Raw genomic sequence first — 22,263 nt, 5'->3', positions numbered from 1 at the left:
CGATATTGGGGGATTGAATGCAAGGAATTTCAGGGAAACAGTTCGTGGCGCTATTCATAACAGTATTGCAAGTTGTCGCACCTGTGTTCCTTCTGGCGCTCATCGGCGTTGTCTGGGTCCGGCTCGGATACGAGTACCGAGTACAGTTCGTCACAAGGCTCTCTATGACGCTTGGTGTACCCGCCCTGATTTTCACTTCGCTTATGAAAACAGACATAGACCGGGCAACACTTTTCGATACGATCTGGGCCGCCTGTTCTGCCTATCTTGCTGTCACTGTTGTGTTTTTTGTAATTGTTCGGGTTTTCAAGCTGGACATGCAAACCTATCTTGCGCCGCTGATCTTCGGGAATACCGGAAACCTTGGCCTGCCGCTGGCGCTCTTTGCCTTCGGAGAGGCGGGAATGGGCTATGCCGTGGTGGTGTTTGCCTTAATGGGGATTTACTCGTTCACCTTCGGGATCTGGCTGGTTTCGGGTGGCGGATCGCCGCTTAAGGTACTGAAAGAGCCGATGGTCTGGGCCACGCTTCTCGGTGGTCTCTTTCTGTTACAAGGCTGGAGCACGCCGGTCTGGATGACCAACACCCTAAGTCTGATCGGGCAGATGGCCATTCCATTGATGCTGATTACTCTGGGTGTGGCGCTGGCTCGCTTGACCCCGCAAAACATCTTGCGGGCGGTGGCTCTGTCGCTGGTAAAGATCGTTGTGTGCGGTCTGGTGGCTTATGGCGTGGGGCGGTTTTTCCAGCTTGAACCAGTCGCGCTTGCGGTGCTGGTCTTGCAGGTCTCGACGCCCGTAGCGGTTACATCCTATCTGCTGGCAGAAAAATATGGTGCCGCAGCCGGAGAAGTTGCGGGCCTTGTGGTCGTTTCAACACTGCTTTCGGTGATGGCAATTCCGCTCACATTGGCGTTATTCCTGTAACGCTGCGCAGCCGCCTCTTTTTTCCAACAGCATTTTAGTGTAAGATCGGTCAAAATCCGGCGTTCAGAGACCGGCATCGAGGCAGATATGAAATACAGCACGATCCTTATCGCGATCCTGATCCTGACCGCTTGTTCGGGTGGTCGCTCCGATCCCCCCCGAAATCTGGACAACGCCTGCTCCATCCTTGACGAAAAACGTGGGTGGTCCCGTGACCTGAAAAAGGTTGAACGGAAATATGGCGTTCCCGGCGAAGTGATCCTCGCCACGATTTATCACGAAAGCCATTTCAAATCCCACGCGCGCACACCGCGGAAATTCACTTTGGGTGTTATTCCGATGGGGCGTCAGTCTTCGGCTTACGGTTTTGCCCAAGCGATTGACGGAACATGGGACTGGTACAAACGGGCTACCGGAAACCGTGGTGCCAAACGTCACAACTTTGACGATGCGGTTGATTTTATGGGTTGGTATATGAACGAAAGTACCAAGCGTAACGGTATCGCCAAAACAGATGCCTATAATCAGTATCTCGCCTATCATCAGGGTCACACCGGATATAAACGGGGCAGCTATCGCAATCAGCAATGGCTTCTGAATGTGGCGGCCAAGGTGCAGGCCCGCGCGATCCTCTATGGTGCACAGCTTAACACCTGCCGTTAATGCAGATAATAAAGTCAGGCGGTACCGGATCGGCCCCGCCTGTTCCAAAAGCTAGCGGATATCGCCTTCCTTGGCGATGCGGTCTACGTTGAACAGCCGCGCTTGCAGACGCTTGTTTCTTTCCAACTTGCCTAAAACCACTGTGGTTTTCTGACCGCTTTCATCCGTGACGATCCATTGGCGCAGCTCTGTCGGGTTGTCCGTAAACACCAGCTTCACATTGCCATAGTTCGGATGTTCCGGGTCTTGTGCGGTTACAGTGGTGGCTGTTCCATCATGCTGGTGCGCAACGACCATGCCGCTGGCGTTCAGGTTTACCTTGTCTTTGAGTATGATGTGCAAGGGCGTGCGGTGCAGAGGATATTGTTGCCCGCCGCTGTTAGATCTTTTGTCAAAGATCGCCAATTTGCCCTGCCCTGCCACAACAAGCGCGTCGTTGGGAGGTTCGTATTCAAACCGCATCCGGCCCGGACGTTTCAGATAGAAAGTCCCTTTTGACAGGGTGCCGTCAGGATTCACCTGCGTAAACGCACCCTGTGCACTGGTCAGCGTATTTAGATAAGCGGAAAGCTCGTTCAGCGACAGCGGCTCGGATTGGGCCAGAGCCGGTGCGGCAATGCTAAGGGCGGACAAAGCGCCGAGGAAAAATCTACGTTTCATAAATCTAATATAGGGCTCCTGCGGGAATGGCAAAAGCCACATAGCTACACAGGGCTGTGAAAAGAACAGTCAAAGGCGGAAAACCGCCTTTGACAAGATTGGATCAGTGCTGTTCGGGTACCAGAATTTCCCGTTTACCAACATGGTTGGCCTGACTGACGACGCCTTGGTCTTCCATCTGCTCTACCAGTTTGGCGGCTTTGTTGTAGCCGATGGACAGTTTGCGCTGGATGTAGCTGGTGGAACATTTGCGATCCTTGATCACAATCGCCACTGCCTGATCGTAAAGCGCATCCTCGCCGTTGGTATTGCCGCCAAGACCAAGAACCGCGTCAATGTCACTTTCCTTGTCGTCCGCCGGACCTTCAACAACACCGGATACATATTCCGGCGCGCCAAGCGCCTTGAGGTGGTTTACAACCTCTTCGACTTCCTCGTCGCTTGCAAAAGGGGCGTGGACCCGCGTGACCTTACCGCCACCGGCCATATAGAGCATGTCGCCCATGCCAAGCAGCTGCTCTGCGCCCATTTCCCCGAGGATCGTGCGGCTGTCGATTTTCGACGTCACCTGAAACGAAATCCGTGTCGGGAAGTTTGCCTTGATGGTGCCGGTGATCACGTCAACAGACGGGCGCTGCGTGGCCATGATCAGGTGGATACCAGATGCACGGGCCATTTGTGCCAGACGTTGGATGCAGGCTTCGATTTCTTTACCGGCCACCATCATAAGGTCGGCCATCTCGTCCACGATCACCACGATGTAAGGCATTTTCTCGGGTGTGAAGGTCTCGGTTTCAAACACCGGTTCGCCGGTATCATCATCAAAGCCGGTCTGGACAGTGCGGGTGAAATCCTCACCTTTTTTCAGGGCGGCTTCGACACGGGCGTTATAGCCGCCGATGTTGCGCACACCCATCTTGGACATCTTGCGATAACGCTCTTCCATTTCACCCACGACCCATTTCAGCGCCACGACCGCTTTCTTCGGGTCGGTCACAACAGGGGAGAGCAGGTGCGGAATGCCGTCATAGACCGACAGTTCGAGCATCTTCGGGTCAATCATGATCATCCGGCATTCATCCGGTGACAGCTTGTACAACAGGCTGAGGATCATGGTGTTGATCGCCACGGATTTACCGGAACCTGTGGTCCCTGCGATCAACAGGTGAGGCATTTTCGCAAGGTTGGCGATCATAGATTTGCCGCCGATGTCCTTGCCAAGCGCAAGTGGCAGGCTTTGTTCGCCATCACCGTAATCCTGCGAGGCCAAAAGCTCGCGCAGCAGAACGGTTTCCCGTTTCTCGTTTGGCAGTTCGATCCCGATCACGGATTTGCCCGGAACAGTGGACACACGGGCAGAGAGGGCAGACATGGAACGGGCGATGTCATCGGCCAGACCGATCACGCGGCTGGCTTTCAAACCGGGGGCCGGTTCCAGTTCGTACATGGTGACAACCGGACCGGGACGCACGGAAACGATTTCGCCTTTAACGCCGTAATCATCCAGAACGTTTTCCAGCATACGGGCATTTTCTTCCAGCGCCTCATCGGACAGGTGATGCCGCACAATGCTTGACGGGTGGGCCAGCAGGTCCAGCGGTGGTGTCTCGTATTCTTCTTCGGCGCCTTTGAACAGGCTTGGCTGTGCCTCTTGTTGTGCCCGTTTGCTTTGCTTTTCCGCAGTGCGCGGGGCGCGGGGCTGAACAACCTGTTTTACTTCAGGCTGAGGCGGTCGCGGGCGGGCCGGAGCGATTGGTTCTGCTACCTGTGCCGGTGCAACGGGGGCCGCAACCTCGGCACGGGCACGCACCGATTGGAAGCTGACGGGCGGTTCGGCCACGTCGTCGGCATATCCGCGGGATGCTCCGCCAAGGGCTGGCATCACGGCGTAACCGTCATCTGCTGCATCGCGGAAGATGTTTTCGGTCACAACAGGCTCTGGCGGTGTGTTCTGGACACGCAGGGTGCGGGCGCGCAGCACTTTGGTCTTGATCGCATCATTGATCCGGTTGCGCACACGGTCCTCGTCGTGGACGTGTTCTTCCGGTGCTACAGGGGTGATCGGTTCAATAAGTTCTTCATCATCCTCAACCACGGCCTCTGCCTTGCGCAGGGTCGGCAGTTTCAGTTTGGGCAGGGTGATCCCGCGCAAAGGCTTGATTTTCTCAACGGCAGCAGGTTCTGCTTCGGTTTTTGCCTTTTCCACAACAGGCGCTTTTTGCGCGGCGGATTCCTTGCGGCTGGCGCGGCGGGTTTCGATGCCGGCCTTTGCTGCGACGGCACCTTTGGCACCGCCTTGCACCACAAGATTCAGGAAGGATACGATAGAGGCATAGGTCAGGATCACGGCAACCAGCGCGTATTGGCTGATGTAGGACAGTTCCTGTTTGGAAAAGCCGAGCGCGAAAAGCGATGTTACAACGAACAGAAATGCCAGCGCGAGCGTGATGACGATCAGCCGCAGGGTCAGTTGCAACGGCACCAGATCCATGAGGATTCCGACAGCAGCGTCGCCGGACAGACCACCAAGACCAAACCCGTGCTGCCAGCTTTCCAGCGGCACATGGGTCGCAAGAAACACGGCTGTAAAGGCAACAAATACCGGGATGCTGACGGCGCGGCTGAGCAGCCGGTTGTCACCGAGGTGCAGGACAAAGCGCGATCCCCAGACAAAAAACAATACGGGCAGACACCAGGAGGCCCAGCCGATTGTCAGCATCAGACGAGAGGAAATCGATGCGCCAAAAGTCCCCAGAATATTCTGGGCCGGCGCAGAGGTGGCGGACAGCCAGCTCGGATCTTCGGGGGAATAGGTCCACAGCATCGCACCCATCAGAATGGCAAAGCCGACCATCGCAAGACCGATCAGTTCGGTGCCGCGTTTTCGGATCGCCTCTTGCATATGGGTTTCCAAAAGTGGATCGCGCGTGCGCGTCTGATACGCCATGTCCCTACCTCTCAGTACAAATGGCGGCGGATGTCATGCAATCCGCGCGTCATTTCATCTATCGGAGCAACCAGAGCGACACGGATATATCCGTGGCCCGGGTTCGTCCCGTCTACGTCTCTTCCCAAAAATGCACCCGGCAGCACCCGTACTCCGGACGCCTGCCACAGCTTCAATGCAGCCGCTGCGCCATCTTCCACAGGCAGCCACAGGAAAAATCCGGCTTGTGGTGCAACATAGCCGTTGATGCCGTGGAAAATTTCATCGGCCAGCTCAAATTTCGCGCGGTACAGGGCGCGGTTTTCGATCACGTGCTCCTCATCCGCCCAGACTCTTGTCGCCGCCCGCTGGATCGGCAGGGGCAGCGGTGCTCCGGCGTAATTACGCAGCTGTTTCAGCTGCGCCATCGTTGCCGGTCCACCGGCAGCAAAACCGGACCGCAATCCGGGCAGGTTGGAACGTTTGGACAGCGAATGGAAAATTACGACCCGTTCAGGATCAGCGCCCAGCTTGTGCGCTGCCTCCAGCGCCCCCGTGGGCGGCGTGTCGCGGTAGATTTCAGAATAGCATTCATCCGCAAAAATGCGGAAATCGTATTTCTCGGCCAGAGCCAGCAGATCACGCCAGTAGTCAAAATCTGCCACGGCCCCTTGCGGGTTGGACGGCGAACAGACGTAGACAACGGCTGTATCGTTCAGGATGTCTTCGGATACGCTTGCATAATCCGGCAGAAAGCCGGTTTCGGCAGTGGCATTCACAAAAACAGGTGTCGCACCCACAGCGGCTGTGGCCACGGCGTACACCTGATAGAACGGGTTCGGCATCAAAACATAGGGCGTTTTGCCGGACTTCTTTTCGGGGCAGGTGGCAACGCAGGCGTTGAACAGCCCTTCGCGGGTCCCATTCAAAGAAAGCACCTGTGTGGCTGGATCAACCGCGACATCAAAACGCCGCTTTATCCAGTCCGCAATTGCGCCCAGCAACTCGGGGGCGCCGTCATTGGGCGGGTATTTCGCGAACTCGTGCGCGTGTTTCGTGATCTCTTCTTCCACGAATCGCGGGAAGGCGTGCTTCGGTTCGCCAATGGACATATGCAACACGTCGCCGCCTGCGGGATGGTGATCCAACAGGGCACGGAGACGCGGAAACGCGTATTCTGGCAGGTTCGAGAACCGCTCTGGAAATTTCATGTCTGCCTCAGGGTATGGGGTCTAAGCGCCCCGTTTCCCCCACATTAGACAAAAATTCCGAGCGGGCCAAACCTCTTTTGGTCAAGGCGGGGCGATTGTGGCTTTTTTGCCCTGCGCCCCGCTCTGCTGATCCTAGGGTTGATAGATTAACAGTTTCAGGCGTTTAGGGCTGCTTCCAGTGCAGCGCCTACCCGCAAGAGTTTCCGTTCGCCAAAGGGTGTGCCCATCGCCATCAGCCCGACGCTTGGTGCGCCTGTTGGAAGGGTCAGGCTGCTAAGCCCCAGAAGGTTGGCCACCCGTGTGTTGCGCAGGGCCATCAGGTTGGCGTGCTGGTAATAGGCGCTTTCGGTTTTCAGACGTTCCAGATCGGGGGGCAGAATCGGGGAAGCGGGCAGCAGCACGGCATCAAAGCCTGCAACATGGGCAAGGTATTCCTGCCGCAGTTGCATCATCCGCTTTTGTGCAGCGACATATTCGATACCACTGAAGTTCAGCCCGCCGCGGAACCGTTCCAGAATTTGCGGGAACATCGCATCGGGATTCGCTTCGAGTTCGGATTGCCACTGTGCATAAGCCTCTACCGTGAAGACGACAGGGGACAGGGACAACAGTTCGGGCAACAGCGGAATGTCGATCTCGGTGATTTTCGCGCCCTGTTTAGCCAGACGGTCGATGGCATCCTGAAACCCTGTAGCGATGCCTTCGTCCAGATCGTCTAGAACCGAAGTTTTGCACAGGGCAAAGTGACGGCCTGACAGGCTCGCCCCGGTCAGATCGGGTACTTTGGCCGTTCCGGTCAGGGCTGCAAGCAGATGGGCGCTGTCCTCTACCGAACGGCATAGCGGGCCGATGGTGTCAAAACTGGCAGCAAGGGGAACAACCCCTTTCAGCGAAACCAGATCGGAGGTGGTTTTCAACCCGACGAGATCATTCCACGCAGCAGGAATCCGCACCGAACCCCCTGTATCCGAACCGATCGCCGCTGCGGACAGGTTGAAGGCAACCGAGGCTGCCGCTCCCGAGGATGATCCCCCCGGAACGGCGGCGTGATTGTTCACACAGGGCGGTGTCTGGGTAATGGGATTGTACCCCAAACCGGAAAACGCCAGTTCCGACATATGGGTTTTGCCCATACAAACCAGTCCGGCACGGGTGGCATGTTGCAGGCATTCGCCGTCCTGTGCGGGAACGCGCCCCTTAAGCAGATCACTGCCCGATACAGTTTCAATTCCGGCGGTGTCCACAAGATCCTTCCAGGACACCGGAACCCCGTCCAGCAGGCTGTTGCGCAATCCGGCATCCGCACGGGATTTGGCGGCCTTCGCTTCGGACAGGGCGCGATCACGGGTGACATGGGTGAAGATCCGCTGGCTGAAGTCGTGGGACTCAGCGGCGTCCAGATAGGTTTCGGTCAAGTCCACAGGGTCGATCTTGCCTGCGGCAATGCCCCGTCCCAGATCGGATGCGGTTGCGCTTAGCCAGGGGTGTGCCATCACGGGTCTCCTTCGTATTTGGACCGAACCCTAGCGGCGGAATGACCGATGGACAATCCCGCAGAAGCGCCCATATTCAGCCTATGACTATGGATACGGATATTCTGATTGCAGGGGGCGGGCTGAACGGTTCTGCCCTTGCACTGGCGCTGGCACAGGCCGGTTTTCGCTGCACCATCATTGATGCGCTGCCTGTGGATGCCCGCAAGGAAGCGGATTTTGACGGGCGGGGCTATGCGCTGGCGCTGACTTCGCAGCGGATGCTCGCGGCTTTGGGGGTGTGGGACGGTTTGCGCGAACACGCCCAACCAATTCTGGATATCAAAGTGTCTGACGGGCGCCCCGGCGAGGGCGCATCACCCTATTTCCTGCATTTCGATCATAACGAGATCGAAGAAGGCCCGATGGGGCAGATGATCGAGGACCGTTACCTGCGACGTGCGCTGCTGGATCATGTGGCGCAAAGCGATAGTATCACCCATCTGGCAGAGCGTTCGGTGACCGGACAGGCGGTGGATGCGGCTGGTGTGACCATCACGCTCGATAGCGGTGATACCTTGCGCGGTCGCGTGCTGGTGGGCAGTGACGGACGCCAGAGCGGCGTTGCCCTGCGCAGTGGCATCCGGCGCACCGGCTGGCAGTACGAACAGGCCTCTCTGGTATGTGCCGTTGAGCATGAGCAGCCGCATCAGGGCTGTGCACACCAGTTGTTCCTCCCATCCGGCCCCTTGGCGATCCTGCCTCTGCCGGGCAATCGCAGTTCCATTGTCTGGACAGAATCCACAGTTCGCGCCGAGGCGATACAGGCGATGGATGATGCGGATTATCTGGCTTGTCTGCGTCCTGCTTTTGGCGAGTTTCTGGGTGACATTAAACTGGCTGGAACACGGTTCATGTATCCACTTGGTCTGTCGCTGGCACAATCTTTCGTAGCGGACCGTGTGGCGCTGGTGGGCGATGCGGCCCACGGCATTCATCCGCTTGCAGGGCAGGGGTTGAACCTCGGCCTTCGGGATGTGGCAGCACTGGCGCAGGTTCTTGCAGATGCGGCACGGCGCGGGCAGGACATCGGCAGCCCCGTTGCATTGCAACCCTACCAGCAGTGGCGGCGTTTCGATGCGGCCAGCCTTGCGGTGGCAACGGATGGTCTGAACCGGCTTTTCTCCAACGACAACCCTGTGCTACGTGGGGTGCGGGATCTTGGTCTCGGGGCGGTGAATGCAGTGCCTTCGGCGCGGCGGAACCTGATCCGGCAGGCCGCCGGTCTGACCGGCGAGTTACCCCGCCTGATGCAGGGCCGCGCGGTTTAGTCCAGCGGACGCGCCTCATCGATCAGCATCACAGGAATGCCATTGCGGATCGGGAAGGCCAGACGGGCTTTTTTAGACACCAGTTCCTGCGCGTCTGCATCGTATCGCAATTGCGTATGCGTCACCGGACAGATCAGTGCTTCGAGCATTTTGGGATCGGTTTTGGGTGTGTCGCTCATTGGATAGAGTCCTCTCCGGGATCACCAGCCAGTGCAAACTCCATCAGCGTCACCAGCGTTTCGCGGCGGTTCGCCAGATTGGGGGCTTCCAGCAGGGCTTGTTTTTCTGCCGGATCAAACGGGCAGAGCATCGACAACGAATTGATCAACAGTTCCTCATCCGCTTCTTTCAGGCTGTCCCAATCTGTAGAGAGAGAGGTCGCGGTGAAATAGCGGGACAGGATTTTAAGGAATTTCGGGCGGTCAAACCCGTGATCTACATCCTGCGCGCCCTTGTCAGCCGTAAAGCTGGTCCAGTCCACAGCGGCGTTAATATAGGGGGAAAACCCGTTTTCAACCGCGCGCAGCCTGAAACGGCTGATGCCAGACAGGGTGATCAGATACCGCCCGTCTTCGGTTTCGGAAAAGGACGTGACCCGCCCGGCACAGCCGATTTGCTGCAAGGTTGTTTCGTCCTTGTTGCCGGGGATCTCACGGGGCTGAACCATACCGATCATCCGGTGATCGGTTTTCAGCGCATCATCCAGCATGGCCAGATAGCGGGGTTCAAACACATTTAACGGCAAGCGGGTGCGTGGCAGAAGCAAAACACCTGACAAGGGGAAAATGGGAATTTTCGGGGGCAGGTCGATGACGTTTATCATGTATCAAACATAGCCCCCGAAGCGCTTTAGGCAAAGATCATTGATGACAATTTGCGACGTCCGTTTTGCGCGACAGGGTCGGTCGGGCCGAGACTGTCGAAAACCTTGAACAATTGCGCCTTGGCCGCGCCGTCATTCCACTCCCGGTCGCGCCGGAAAATATCCAGCAGTTCGGCGACCGCTTCTTCGGTTTTGCCTTCTCCCAACAGCGCCATCGCCAGATCGAGACGCGCCTGATGATCGTTTTCATCCGCATCAAGCTTGGCCCGCAGTTCGGCAGTTTCCCCTGCATCCGCGGCGGTGGCGGCCAGTTCAGCTTGTGCCTTTACGGCAAGGATCGCTGTATCCTGTGCAATTGCTGCAGGCACATTTTCCAGCAACTCGTTTGCCTGATCGGCCGCACCGAGCGCGAGATAGGATTTGACCAGTCCGGCATAGGCGGCAGCGTGGCTCGGGTCTTCTTCAACGATGGCGGCAAAGGTCTGCGCGGCATCTTCAAATTCGCCCAGTTCAAACATTTCTTCGGCAGCGGCCACCGCATCGTCAAGCCCGTTGTCCGGCTCACCTGCCAGCGAAGCGATTTTTTCGACGAAGGTTTTCACTTCGCTCGGGGGCAACGCGCCCTGAAACGCATCAACGGGTTTACCTTCGTGAAAGGCAAACACTGTCGGGATGGATTGCACCCGCAACTGACCCGCAAGCATCTGGTTTTCGTCGACGTTGATCTTGACCATCTTCACGCGACCGCCTGCCGCTGATACGGCATCTTCCAAGGCAGGGCCTAGCGTTTTGCACGGTCCGCACCATGGCGCCCAGAAATCAACGATCACGGGGGTGGTTTGCGAAGTTTCGATCACGTCCTGCATAAAGGTCGCTTCAGAGCCGTCTGTGATCAGATCACCGGCAGGGGCGGTGGCGTCAGCGCCATTCAATTCCAACATATGTCTCTCTTGCAATTAGACTTGGGTTGTTTGTGATGTAGGCGAACAGGGCCGCTGGAACAAGGTCTGCGGCCTGTTGCGGATCAGTCCAGGTCGAAGGTAGCAAATAGCGGAGCGTGGTCGCTCGGCTTTTCCCAGCCGCGGGCATCGCGCAAAACACGGCTGGAATGGCCGCTTGAGGAAATATCGGGCGTGGCCCAGATGTGATCCAGACGGCGACCCTTATCCGCTGCATCCCAGTCCCGCGCGCGGTAGGACCACCACGTATAAAGCAGACCTTCGGGAATATCCTGACGGGTGATGTCTACCCATTTACCGGCGTCTTGTGTTTCGGCAAGGGCCTCTACCTCGACCGGTGTATGGGACACCACTTTCAACAGTTTCTTGTGATCCCAGACATCATCTTCACGAGGGGCAATGTTCAGATCGCCTACCATAACGGATTTCTGAGGCGCTTCGCCGTGGAACCAGTCCCGCATTTCTGACAGGAAATCCATCTTGTGGCCGAATTTTTCGTTCACTTCACGGTCGGCCACATCGCCACCGGCCGGCACATAGAAATTGTGCACGATCATCCCGTTGTCTAATTGGGCAGCTACATGGCGGGCATCGCCTTTTTCGCAGAAATCGCGATGACCTGCGTCTACGATGGGACGTTTTGACAGGATCGCGACGCCATTGTAGCCCTTCTGACCGCGGGCAACCATGTGGGAATATCCAAGGGCGGCGAAGTTTTCGGTCGGGATTTTTTCGACAGGGCTTTTACATTCCTGAAGACACAACACGTCCGGTTGCTCTTCTGCCAGAAGTTTCATGACGATGGGTTCGCGCAGGCGCACGGAATTGATGTTCCATGTGCAGATTTTAATGGGCATTGGGCAGACCTTTGTTAATTTCGCCGCACCTTAGTGCAATGTCACAGGCAAAAAAAGACCCGCCGGTCCGGCGGGTCAGTGCAGGGAAAAACTATGAAAAGCCCTGCGATTTTTTATTTACTACGCGTTCAGACGATAGCCGCCTGATTCCGTCACCAGTAGCCGCGCGTTGCTGGGATCGGGTTCGATCTTTTGACGCAGCCGGTAGATGTGGGTTTCCAACGTATGAGTCGTCACACCCGCATTATAGCCCCAAACCTCGTGCAAAAGAACCTCTCTCGGCACGACACCATCCTGCGAGCGGTAGAGGAACTTGAGAATATTGGTTTCTTTTTCCGTAAGGCGGACCTTCTTGTCCGCTTCGTCCACCAGCAGTTTCGATGACGGTTTGAAGGTATAAGGCCCCAGATTGAACACCGCATCTTCGGATTGCTCGTGCTGGCGCAACTGGGCACGGATACGGGCCAGAAGCACAGGGAATTTGAAGGGTTTTGAAACGTAATCATTCGCGCCTGCATCCAGACCCAGAATCGTATCTGCGTCGGTGTCATGGCCCGTCAGCATCACAATGGGGCATTTCACCCCCTGTTTGCGCATCAGGCGGCACAACTCGCGCCCGTCCATGTCCGGCAGGCCGACATCCAGCAGCACCAGATCGTATAGTGCCTGTTTGGCCTTCTCCAGACCATTGGCACCGTTTTCAGCTTCAAAAACATCGAATTCTTCGGTGAGGACCAGTTGATCGGCCAGCGCTTCGCGCAGGTCGTCATCATCATCCACCATCAGAATTTTCTTAACATTATTCATGGATTATCTCCTCGTCTCGGGATGAAGTTGCGCGTCTCGGGAGCATTTATCAATCCGCCTCACAGGGACGTGTTTAATTTCGTTATAATGTTTCACTTTTACGTCATGGGAGATATAGAAGGCAGGCAAATTGTTTCAAGCAACAGGATCGTAATGCCGTTTTCTGTAACACTGGATGAGAAAATCGCACGGGCCCGTGCCGATCTGCGCATGGGTGTACCGGTTGTGCTGCGCGAAGGTGCGGCGCGTGTCGTTGTGGCCGCGATCGAGACCCTCAGTTCCGAAAGACTTGCCCAGATGCGCGATGTGGGTGATGCGCTTCATATTGCAGTTACGAACCGGCGGGCGGAAACCCTGTCGGCTCCGGCCTATGATGGCGATCTTGTGCGAATCGCGGTCCCTTTTGATGCGCCGGCGACTTGGGTTCATGCGATGGCCGATCCCTCGCTGGATCTGGTGATGCCCATGAAGGGGCCGTTCCTGTATTTGCGGGACGGTTCTGCGCTGGTGGATCGCACGATCATCCGGCTGTGTAAGACAGCCGGCCTGCTTCCCGGTGCGATCCTTGCCCCTGTCGCAGAAGAGCCTGAGGGCTTGCTGGTGCTTGAAGTGGCCGAGATAGAGGCCGGCGCCGCACTGCGAATGCCACTGGATCAAATTGCCCACGCGCGGGTGCCGTTGCATGTTTCCCAGAAATCACGGGTCCACGTCTATCGCAAGCGGGACGGCGGAGAAGAACACTACGCGATTGAGGTCGGACGTCCAGCGCGGGACAAGCCCGTGTTGTCACGCCTCCATTCTGCCTGTTTTACCGGCGATGTTATCGGCTCTCTCAAATGCGATTGCGGGCCGCAGTTGCAAGCCGCACTGGCGCAAATCGGGATAGAGGGAGAGGGCGTGCTGCTCTACCTCAATCAGGAAGGGCGCGGCATCGGACTTGCGAATAAGATGCGGGCGTATTCGTTGCAGGATCAGGGATTTGATACTGTTGAAGCGAACCATAGATTGGGATTTGAGGATGACGAACGGGATTTCAGACTCGGCGCTGAAATCCTGCAAAGCCTCGGCTTTAAATCCACGCGCCTGATGACAAACAATCCCGCCAAGGTGGCCCGTATGGAAGAAGCCGGAATTGCCGTGTCAGAGCGCGTGCCTTTGCACGTGGGACGCACAGCACAGAATACCGGATACCTTGATACCAAAGCGAAAAAGAGCGGGCATTTGCTATGATAGCGGGTTTTGATGATCTGGTTGTCACCAAATGGGGCGCACGGTTTCAGGGGCGGCGGTTTTGCTGTGCTGTGGGACGTGGCGGGATTGGTGTGAAACAGGGCGAAGGCGACGGGATCACGCCGCTCGGCACCTATCGTCTTGGCGGGGTTGGCTATCGCAGCGATAGGGTTAGCTTTGATGCACCGGCACTTGATTGCTGGCCGATTAATCTGGTGGATGTCTGGTCAGACGATCCCCGCGATCCGCAGTACAATCAGGAAATCCGCGCGCGCAGTCACCGGTTCAGCCACGAAAAACTGCGCCGTGCTGATCCGCTTTACGATATTTTTGCAATCGTTGATTACAACTGGCCGGATGCTGAAGCCGGTGCTGGCAGCGCAATCTTCCTACACAAATGGCGCAAACCGCGTCACCCGACCGAAGGCTGTATCGCTTTTGACGAGTTGGATCTGGTCGAAATCCTGTCCGGTTGGACCGAACGCTCGCGGCTGATTATCCGCTAGGGTCAGACCTCGTAAGCCCGTTCACCGAAAATGGCCGAGCCAACGCGGACATGGGTCGCACCAAGGGCCACGGCGCGTTCGAAATCACTGCTCATACCCATCGACAAACCGGACAGCCCGTTGCGTTCGGCAATTTTGCGCAACAAAGAGAAATGCAGGGCCGGTTCTTCGTCGACCGGGGGAATCAACATCAGTCCGTTGATGGTCAGATCCATCCCGCGGCATTCTGCAATGAACGCATCCGCATCGGCGGGAAGGACACCTGCCTTTTGCGGTTCCTCGCCGGTATTGACCTGAATGAACAGTTCGGGCGATTTACCTTGTGTTTGTATTTCACTGGCAATCTTGCGGGCCAGTTTGCTGCGGTCCAGCGTATGGATCGCGTCAAATAGTTCTACCGCCGGTTTGACCTTATTGCTTTGCAGCGGGCCGATCAAATGAACCTCTACAGGTCCGAATTCCTCGCGGAAGCGTGGCCATTTGCCTTGTGCTTCCTGCACCTTGTTTTCCCCGAACAGCCGATGGCCGGATTCAAGTACGGCACGCACCCGTTCATCGGGTTGGACCTTGGATACGGCGATCAGACGGGTGCTGCCCGCGGGGCGGTTGGCCTCGGATTCGGCAGCGGTGATGCGGGATGTGATATCGGTAAGGGACATGGCGAATGAATGCCTGTCTGTCGGGCTTTGGGCAAGCCCAAAAAAAGAGAAAGAGTAGACCCTGCGGGTCTACCCTTCCTGTGCACCTAATATTCAGCCTAACTTAGAAGGCAAAGCGAACGCCGAGGTCCGCCATTGTTTCTTCTGTGTAGTTGCGGGAAACACCGCCTGCCAGAACTGCACCACCGAGATCGTGGGTGAAGCCGATGCCGTATTCTGTTTCGTCACCTGCAGCGCCGATACCTGCGGAACCGAGAGTGTCTTCATCAGTGTGTGCAACGAATGCAGTCACAGTTGTCGCGTCAAAGGCGTAAGAACCGGACAGAACCGCTTTGGAACCTACGGATTCCAGATCGGAGTAGCCCAGGTTCACACCAAAGTCAGAGATCTGACCTGCAACAGAAACAGACCACAGGTCTTGCTCACCAGCTGCGGTGGCAGAGTTGTTCGCGTTTTTCGCGTAACCACCGGCAACAGTCCAGTCACCGAAGTTGTAGGATGCCGCAATGGAATCCTCGGAACCGTTGGACAGGTGATCGCCTGTGGAGTCTGTGGACAGGGATACGCCAAAGCCACCAACGTTGAAGTCCAGACGAACAACATCACCTGCGTTACCGCGGGAAGAATATGTGTTCAGCAGGAACTGGGAAGAACCGATGTTGAAGGAGTTGTCAGCGTCGTGCAGACCGGTCAGACCAACAGAACCGTCGAAGTAGGCGATACGGTTAACCAGAGCGCCGTCTGTGTTACCAACAGTGATGCGGAACATGTCGTTGCCCATCCAGATGTTGGCGGAACCGGCAGCACCGGAAGTGTCGCCCTCATCGGAGCGCAGACGGATGCGACCACCGAATTCCAGACCTGTGTCTGTGGAACCTGTGCCATCAACGTTGATGGTCATACGACGTTCGATTTTTGTTTTGGACTGGCCGGCAGCGTCTTGGGAGCTGTCGTATACGATACCGAAGCGGCCGGAACCGGACAGTGTTACGTCAGCGGCTGCGGCAGAAGCCGAAGCGATAATCGCTGTCGAAGCAAGGAGAACTTTTTTCATTTTGTTTCTCTTTTGATAGTGGGAGGGATGGCGCAAGCGCCAATAGGAGAAAAGGCCACAATATGTCGCCAGCCTTATAAATATCCAAAGTTGTAGGGGGGCAAAAGTCGCTTTTCGACAAATTCCGTCAAGTAATTATCACAAGGTCGTGAAAGACCCGAAATCGCGTAATTTCAAGGGGATAGGCGTATGGCGATTCAGGGTGACGACTGAAAAAGTTTGGTAATACGCACAAAAAAAGAGCAGACCCGAAGGCCTGCTCTTCTCGAAACGACTTCTAAGAAAACTTAGAAGTTGAAGCGGACACCCAGGTCAGCCATTGTTTCGTCTTGCCAGTTGCGGGAGATACCGCCGGCCAGAACTGCGCCACCCAGGGAGTGGGTGAAGCCGATGCCGTATTCGGTTTCTTCGCCAGCAGCGCCGATACCTGCGGAACCAACAGTGTCTTCGTCTGTGTGAGCAACGAATGCAGCTACGGTTGTTTCACCGAAGTCGTATTCACCGTTCAGAACAACTTTAGAAGCTACGTCTTCCAGATCGGAGTACTGAATGCCAACACCGAAGTCACCGATGTTACCAGCAGCGGACAGGGAGAACATGTCACGCTCGGTTGCGCTTACAGCAGAGTTGTTTGCGTTTTTAGCAAAACCAGCTGCAACGTTCCAGTCACCGAAGTTGTAGGAAACAGCGATCGCATCTTCGGAACCGTTGGACAGGTGGTCACCTGTGGAGTCGGAAGACAGGGATACGCCGAAGCCGCCTACGTTGAAGTCCAGACGTACAACATCGCCAGCGTTACCGCGGGAGCTGTATGTGTTCAGGATGAAGCGGGAAACGCTACCCATGTTGAAGGAAACGTTGGCCCAGTGCAGACCTGTCAGGCCGATGGAACCTTGGAAGTAACCAAGACGGTTAACCATAGCGCCTTCAGTGTTGCCCACTGTGATGCGGAACATGTCGTTGCCCATCCACACGTTTGCGGAAGCAGCAGCGGCAGCAGCGTCGTTCTCGTCGGAACGCAGACGGATGCGACCACCGAAGTCCAGACCTGTGTCTGTGGAGCCGGAGCCATCAACGTTGATGGTCATACGCTTTTCGATTTTTGTTTTGGACTGGCCAGCGCCGTCCATTGCGGAGTTGTATACAATGCCGAAGCGGCCGGAACCGGACAGTGTTACGTCAGCAGCAGCCATACCGGCAGTTGCGACGAGTGCTGTGGTTGCAAAGAGAACTTTTTTCATAGTTTTCCCTCGTTAGGTTAAAAGGTGCACCTCTATCCGAGGTATCCGGAAAGAGTGTGTATGCTTTTCACTCTCTGGCCCCCGAATATCAAGCGTCTGTGCTGTGCTTCCGATGATAAGCCTTAAGTTGGTGCAATGATGCCACAGTCATTTTCGGGTGCTTTGCACTTCTTTATATATAACAGCCCGTTCCCCCGCCTGAAGAATAAGAACTTGTCCGTATTCCCAACTAACGGTACATGAAAGAAACAGCTGTAAAGCTTGAGGCGTAGAGCATGATGAATAATGGTTTTAAAGCAGGTCTGATCGCACTTCTTTGCGGTGCGCTTGTTGGATGTGGCAGTTTCGGCAATTCGGGACGCAGCAGTGGCGGCTTTCTGAACCGGCCTGTTACAGTACGGCCGGACCCGTCCCGAGAGGATCCGTCCTCCGGTGCGATGGAACGGGCCCTGGGTGAGGCAGGTGGTGATACGGTCTCTATCTTTGATGCCCTGCGCTCTCCTGACGAAAATACAAACGTACGTGTAAACAAATACCTTTGGAGTGCGGCTCTCGAAACGCTGAACTTCCTGCCGGTAGAATCGGCTGATCCATTTACGGGTGTGCTTGTGATGGGGTGGGGGCGTGCGCCTGGCAGTGCCCGTCAGTACCGCGCCACTGTACTGGTGCAGGATCCTGCCCTTGATGCACGTTCGCTGAAGCTGTCAATCCAGACCCGCAGCGGCCCCGCAAGTGCAGAGACCGTGCGCCGTGTGGAAGATGCGATCCTGACCCGCGCCCGTCAGTTGCGTGTGCGCGATAAAAACCTATAACGCGGGTGATACCGCCCGTTGAAGATAATGACGCCGGGCATATTGTCCGGCGTTTTGCTGTGTAAGGAAGAAAACATGTCTCGTTATAATGCCCGTGTGGTGGAACCGAAGTGGCAACAAGCCTGGGACGACGCATCCGTGTTCAAAGCAGAGCGGGATGAGTCCCGCGAGAAATATTACGTGCTGGAAATGTTCCCCTATCCTTCGGGCCGCATCCACATGGGGCACGTACGCAACTATACCATGGGCGATGTGGTCGCGCGGTATAAGGCAGTGAACGGCTTTAATGTCCTGCACCCGATGGGCTGGGATGCTTTTGGTCTGCCTGCAGAAAATGCCGCTATGGAAAAAGGTGTTCATCCCGGTGAATGGACCTATCAGAATATCGCGGACATGCGCGAGCAGATGAAGCCGATGGGCCTGTCGATCGACTGGTCGCGAGAGCTCGCCACTTGTGATCCCGAATACTACGGCCAGCAGCAGGCCATGTTCATCGACATGATGGATAAGGGGCTGGTCTATCGTAAAAAGGCCGTGGTGAACTGGGATCCGGTGGATATGACCGTTCTGGCCAACGAACAGGTGGAAGCCGGTCGCGGCTGGCGCTCCGGCGCATTGGTCGAACGCAAGGAACTGACTCAATGGTTCTTCAAGATCAGCGCCTTTTCTGAAGACCTGCTAAGCGCGATTGATAAACTTGACGGCTGGCCGGATAAAGTGCGCCTGATGCAGCAGAACTGGATCGGCAAGTCCCGCGGGCTGGAGTTTTCGTTCGAACGTGTAGATGGCGGCGACCGGATCGAGGTTTATACCACGCGGCCCGATACGCTGAACGGGGCGTCTTTTGTGGGGATTTCGCCGGATCACCCGATTGCCAAACAGTTGGAAGCCGACAACCCCGAATTTGCTGATTTCATTGCAGAATGTCGCAAGGGCGGCACCACGGAAGAAGCGATAGAAACTGCGCCCAAGCTGGGCATGGACACTGGCATCCGCGTCAAACATCCGATCTACGAAGACCGTGAACTGCCAGTCTGGATCGCCAATTTCATCCTGATGGACTATGGCACCGGTGCGATTTTCGGTTGTCCGGCCCACGACCAGCGCGATCTGGATTTCTGCCGCAAGTATGATCTGCCGGTCATCGACACTTTCTTTGCACTGGATAACGAAACCCCTGTAGCAAACGAGGCCTTCGTGCCGCCAAAGACCGAGACAGTGAAATGGGTCGACCATTTCGCTGGTCTGGACGAGGCCACAGGTCAGGAGGCTATCGATGCCACCATCGCCTATGCTGAAAAGGCAGGCTGGGGCAAAGGCACTACGAACTATCGCCTGCGGGACTGGGGCGCATCGCGCCAGCGGTTCTGGGGCTGTCCAATCCCTGTAGTGCACTGTGAAAAATGCGGTGTCGTGCCCGAGAAGAAAGAAAACCTGCCGGTGGAACTGCCCAAGGACGCCACGTTTGATCGTCCAGGCAATCCGCTGAACTGGCACCCGACGTGGCGCGATGTGCCTTGCCCGGAATGTGGCGCACCCGCACAGCGCGAAACCGACACGATGGATACTTTCGTGGATTCCAGCTGGTATTTCGCCCGCTTCACAGCCCCCCGTGCCGATACGCCGACCGTGGATGCCGATCTGTCCTACTGGATGAATGTGGACCAGTATATCGGCGGCGTGGAACACGCGATCCTGCATCTGCTTTATGCGCGTTTCTTTGCGCGGGCGATGAACCTGACCGGACATATGCCCGACAGCGCGACAGAACCGTTTAATGCTTTGTTCACACAAGGCATGGTATGCCATGAAACCTACAAAGATCCTGACGGCAAATGGTTGAATCCGGATGAGATCAAACCGGTCAAGGGCGGGTACGAGACATTGGACGGGCGTCCTGTGACGGTTGGTCCGTCGATCAAAATGTCCAAATCCAAAAAGAACGTGGTCGATCCCGAAGATATTATCGACCAATACGGCGCAGATACAGCCCGTTGGTTCGTCATGTCCGACAGCCCGCCCGAACGGGATGTTGAATGGACAGCCTCCGGCGCAGAGGCTGCCTGGAAACACTTGCAACGGGTCTGGCGTCTTGCCGACGAACTGGATTCTGCAAGTGGCGAAGGTTCCGATGCTGATAACCTCGCACTGGAAAAAGCCTGCCACCGTGCCATCGAGGAAGTGACCAAGGGGATTGAAGGTTTTGCCTTCAACAAATCCGTGGCCAAGCTCTATGAACTCACCAATGCGCTCGCAAAGTCCAAAGCGGACAAGGCGACTCGCACCCGTGTTCTGAAAGTCATGGCGCAGCTGATGCAGCCTATGACGCCCCATCTGGCCGAGGAACTCTGGGCGCATCTGGGTGGCGAAGGTCTGGTGGCTCAGGCGGATTGGCCCAAGGCAGATCCTGCAATGCTTGTGGATGACGAAGTTACACTTCCGATCCAGATCAACGGCAAACGGCGCGATGAAATCACTGTGCCGAAATCCATGCCCAAAGAAGAGGTTGAAAAACTGGTTCTGGCCAACGAGACTGTGATTAAGATGCTGGACGGCGCTACGCCGAAAAAGCTGATCGTGGTTCCGGGGCGGATTGTGAATGTTGTTGTATAACAGACGAAACTTTCTGGCGCTCGCCCTGTCGGGCGGCGTCGCGGCCTGCGGGTTCGAGCCTGTTTACAAACAGGGCACAACTGCAGCCAACCTGCGCGGCCAGATTGCGATTGATCTGGTTAAAGGGCGCAACGGGTTTGAATTGCGCCAGCAACTGGAAGACCGTTTGGGCTATGCTGGAGACAGTGCGCCTTATGTTCTGAATTTTTCCCTGAAGCTGAGCGAGAGCGCCCTTGCCGTGACCGAAGACGAAGGCACGACCCGTACCAGTTTGACCGGTACCGCGAAGTTCACAGTAAGGGACCGTGCCACGCAGCGGGTGGTGTTTGAGGATAGCGTGAAGAACGTGACCTCTTACGGCTCCACCTCGGAAACCTATCCATCCAGTGTAGCAGAACGGGATGCAAATACCCGCCTTGCCAAAGCGCTCGCCAACCAGATCGCGCAGCGCATCGCTATTACGTCAAACGGCTGGGCGGGATGAAACTTTCCGGTGCGCAGGCGTCAGCCTTCATCGCCAAACCCGAAGGCGCCCGTGCCGGTATCTTGCTTTATGGCATGGATGCAATGCGGGTGTCCCTGAAGCGGCAGCAGTTGATCAAGGCGCTGGTCGGGCCGAAGGCAGAAGAGGAAATGCGGCTGGAGCGGATCAATGGCGCTGATCTGCGAAAGGAACCGTCCCGTGTTCTGGACAGCCTGAAGGCACAGGGCTTTTTTCCCGGTCCGCGTGTGGTTTTTGTCGAAGGCGCGACCGACGGGTTGGCGGATGTGCTGGCCATAGCCTTGAAAGAATGGACCAAGGAAGACGCAACTCTTGTGGCGACGGCCGGCAGCCTGAACGCCCGTTCCAAACTGCGCAAGGCTTTCGAGGGTGACCAGAGATCGCTTGCGATCGGGATTTACGATGATCCGCCCGGGCGTGCGGATATTGAGAGGATGGCGAAAGAGGCCAATCTTTCGCAACTCTCCCAGTCTTCAATGGATGATCTGCTGACTTTGGCCCGAACGCTTGATCCGGGTGAAATGGCGCAGACGATTGAAAAGCTGGGACTTTACAAATTCGGTGATGACACCCCAATAACTGGTGATGATATTGACGCCTGTATGCCTGCGACGGCGGATGCAAATCTTGACGATGCGGTGCATGCCGCTGCCGAAGGGCGCAGTGCGGATGTCGTCCCAACGCTTAAACGGCTGGCAGGGCAGGGCGTTAACCCGACAGCCCTATGTATTGCAGCCACCCGCCATTTCCGCACGCTTCACGCCGCAGCGACCCATCCCCAAGGCCCCGATACCGCCCTGTCGCGCGCCCGTCCGCCTGTGTTCGGGCCGCGCAAGGACCGTTTGGTACGACAGGCCCAGCGGCTTGGCGCAGCACGGTTGGAAAAGGCGCTCGACGATCTGATGAACACGGATCTGACGCTACGTTCCGCACGAAAGCCGCCTGAAATGGCGCTGGTCGAAAGGGCTTTTATTCGCATATCAATGTTAAGACGGTCTTAGGGAGAGAGCA

21 protein-coding genes are annotated in these 22,263 nt (G+C 56.4%); 9 read left to right on the top strand and 12 right to left on the bottom strand.

The annotated features are described in order from the left end of the window. The first annotated feature begins 44 nt into the window (after positions 1-44). Positions 45-926 (top strand): AEC family transporter, encoded by an 882-nt coding sequence (locus C0U40_RS00505; RefSeq protein ID WP_101654751.1) that lies wholly within the window; start codon positions 45-47, stop codon positions 924-926. A gap of 87 nt (positions 927-1,013) precedes the next feature. Then, positions 1,014-1,589 carry a transglycosylase SLT domain-containing protein gene (locus C0U40_RS00500; protein WP_101653809.1) on the top strand — a complete coding sequence of 192 codons (576 nt, stop codon included), beginning with the start codon at positions 1,014-1,016 and terminating at the stop codon, positions 1,587-1,589. A 51-nt stretch (positions 1,590-1,640) separates the two neighbouring features. Here C0U40_RS00500 and C0U40_RS00495 read toward each other — a convergent pair whose 3' ends face one another. The 4 genes from C0U40_RS00495 to C0U40_RS00480 form a co-directional block, all read right to left on the bottom strand. Continuing rightward, positions 1,641-2,249: a LolA family protein gene (locus C0U40_RS00495; RefSeq protein WP_101653808.1), complete on the bottom strand. Its 609-nt coding sequence runs from the start codon at positions 2,247-2,249 to the stop codon at positions 1,641-1,643. A gap of 103 nt (positions 2,250-2,352) precedes the next feature. Beyond that, positions 2,353-5,196 (bottom strand): DNA translocase FtsK, encoded by a 2,844-nt coding sequence (locus C0U40_RS00490; protein ID WP_101653807.1) that lies wholly within the window; start codon positions 5,194-5,196, stop codon positions 2,353-2,355. An 11-nt stretch (positions 5,197-5,207) separates the two neighbouring features. Next, positions 5,208-6,386, bottom strand: coding sequence for an aminotransferase class I/II-fold pyridoxal phosphate-dependent enzyme (locus C0U40_RS00485; RefSeq protein WP_101653806.1), 1,179 nt, complete (start codon positions 6,384-6,386; stop codon positions 5,208-5,210). Between the two features lie 155 nt (positions 6,387-6,541). Beyond that, complete coding sequence (locus tag C0U40_RS00480) at positions 6,542-7,879, bottom strand: amidase (RefSeq protein ID WP_101653805.1); 1,338 nt, start codon at positions 7,877-7,879, stop codon at positions 6,542-6,544. Positions 7,880-7,962: 83 nt separating this feature from the next. Here C0U40_RS00480 and C0U40_RS00475 point away from each other — a divergent pair, with 83 nt between their 5' ends. Then, entirely contained in the window at positions 7,963-9,189 is a 1,227-nt protein-coding gene (locus tag C0U40_RS00475) for an FAD-dependent monooxygenase (protein ID WP_101653804.1), read from the top strand. Here C0U40_RS00475 and C0U40_RS00470 read toward each other — a convergent pair. The 5 genes from C0U40_RS00470 to C0U40_RS00450 all read right to left on the bottom strand — a co-directional run bounded on the left by C0U40_RS00470 (position 9,186) and on the right by C0U40_RS00450 (position 12,635). Further along, on the bottom strand, positions 9,186-9,368 hold the full coding sequence (locus tag C0U40_RS00470; RefSeq protein WP_101653803.1) for a Trm112 family protein: 183 nt from the start codon (positions 9,366-9,368) through the stop codon (positions 9,186-9,188). The genes C0U40_RS00475 and C0U40_RS00470 overlap by 4 nt on opposite strands. Continuing rightward, entirely contained in the window at positions 9,365-10,012 is a 648-nt protein-coding gene (locus tag C0U40_RS00465; protein WP_101653802.1) for an LON peptidase substrate-binding domain-containing protein, read from the bottom strand. Before C0U40_RS00465 ends, C0U40_RS00470 begins: the two co-directional genes overlap by 4 nt. Before the next feature lie 26 nt (positions 10,013-10,038). After that, on the bottom strand, positions 10,039-10,953 hold the full coding sequence (trxA, locus tag C0U40_RS00460; RefSeq protein ID WP_101653801.1) for a thioredoxin: 915 nt from the start codon (positions 10,951-10,953) through the stop codon (positions 10,039-10,041). A gap of 83 nt (positions 10,954-11,036) precedes the next feature. Continuing rightward, positions 11,037-11,828, bottom strand: a complete 792-nt coding sequence (xth, locus tag C0U40_RS00455; protein WP_101653800.1) for an exodeoxyribonuclease III — start codon at positions 11,826-11,828, stop codon at positions 11,037-11,039. A gap of 120 nt (positions 11,829-11,948) precedes the next feature. Then, entirely contained in the window at positions 11,949-12,635 is a 687-nt protein-coding gene (locus C0U40_RS00450) for a response regulator transcription factor (protein WP_101653799.1), read from the bottom strand. A gap of 153 nt (positions 12,636-12,788) precedes the next feature. On the opposite strand from C0U40_RS00450, the gene ribA reads away from it, so the two are divergent. Together ribA and C0U40_RS00440 are read left to right on the top strand one after the other, a co-directional pair. Continuing rightward, positions 12,789-13,865 (top strand): GTP cyclohydrolase II, encoded by a 1,077-nt coding sequence (gene ribA, locus C0U40_RS00445; protein ID WP_101653798.1) that lies wholly within the window; start codon positions 12,789-12,791, stop codon positions 13,863-13,865. Further along, the gene (locus C0U40_RS00440) at positions 13,862-14,371 is read left to right on the top strand and encodes a L,D-transpeptidase family protein (protein ID WP_101653797.1); all 510 of its coding nucleotides are present in this window, start codon (positions 13,862-13,864) and stop codon (positions 14,369-14,371) included. The genes ribA and C0U40_RS00440 overlap by 4 nt, the downstream gene beginning before the upstream one ends. Before the next feature lie 2 nt (positions 14,372-14,373). On the opposite strand, the gene C0U40_RS00435 is transcribed toward C0U40_RS00440, so the two are convergent. The 3 genes from C0U40_RS00435 to C0U40_RS00425 form a co-directional block, all read right to left on the bottom strand. After that, on the bottom strand, positions 14,374-15,030 hold the full coding sequence (locus C0U40_RS00435; protein WP_101653796.1) for a YggS family pyridoxal phosphate-dependent enzyme: 657 nt from the start codon (positions 15,028-15,030) through the stop codon (positions 14,374-14,376). Between the two features lie 103 nt (positions 15,031-15,133). After that, on the bottom strand, positions 15,134-16,084 hold the full coding sequence (locus C0U40_RS00430; protein ID WP_101653795.1) for a porin: 951 nt from the start codon (positions 16,082-16,084) through the stop codon (positions 15,134-15,136). Between the two features lie 287 nt (positions 16,085-16,371). Further along, the gene (locus C0U40_RS00425) at positions 16,372-17,325 is read right to left on the bottom strand and encodes a porin (RefSeq protein WP_101653794.1); all 954 of its coding nucleotides are present in this window, start codon (positions 17,323-17,325) and stop codon (positions 16,372-16,374) included. Positions 17,326-17,600: 275 nt separating this feature from the next. Between C0U40_RS00425 and C0U40_RS00420 the strand changes: the two genes are divergently transcribed. The 4 genes from C0U40_RS00420 (at position 17,601) to holA (ending at position 22,253) form a co-directional block, all read left to right on the top strand. Further along, a complete protein-coding gene (locus C0U40_RS00420; RefSeq protein ID WP_286134715.1) occupies positions 17,601-18,137 on the top strand; it encodes a DUF3576 domain-containing protein in 537 nt (178 codons plus the stop codon). Between the two features lie 75 nt (positions 18,138-18,212). Then, complete coding sequence (gene leuS, locus C0U40_RS00415) at positions 18,213-20,750, top strand: leucine--tRNA ligase (protein ID WP_101653793.1); 2,538 nt, start codon at positions 18,213-18,215, stop codon at positions 20,748-20,750. Beyond that, positions 20,737-21,234, top strand: coding sequence for an LPS assembly lipoprotein LptE (gene lptE, locus C0U40_RS00410; RefSeq protein ID WP_101653792.1), 498 nt, complete (start codon positions 20,737-20,739; stop codon positions 21,232-21,234). Before leuS ends, lptE begins: the two co-directional genes overlap by 14 nt. Further along, complete coding sequence (gene holA / locus C0U40_RS00405) at positions 21,231-22,253, top strand: DNA polymerase III subunit delta (protein WP_101653791.1); 1,023 nt, start codon at positions 21,231-21,233, stop codon at positions 22,251-22,253. The genes lptE and holA overlap by 4 nt, the downstream gene beginning before the upstream one ends. The last annotated feature ends 10 nt before the right edge of the window (positions 22,254-22,263 follow it).

The organism is Neptunicoccus cionae (genome assembly GCF_002860325.1).
In the GTDB taxonomy this organism is placed as follows: domain Bacteria; phylum Pseudomonadota; class Alphaproteobacteria; order Rhodobacterales; family Rhodobacteraceae; genus Amylibacter; species Amylibacter lutimaris.
The sequence above is the reverse complement of the archived record's forward strand: the minus strand, read 5'-3'. Positions and strand labels throughout refer to the sequence as shown.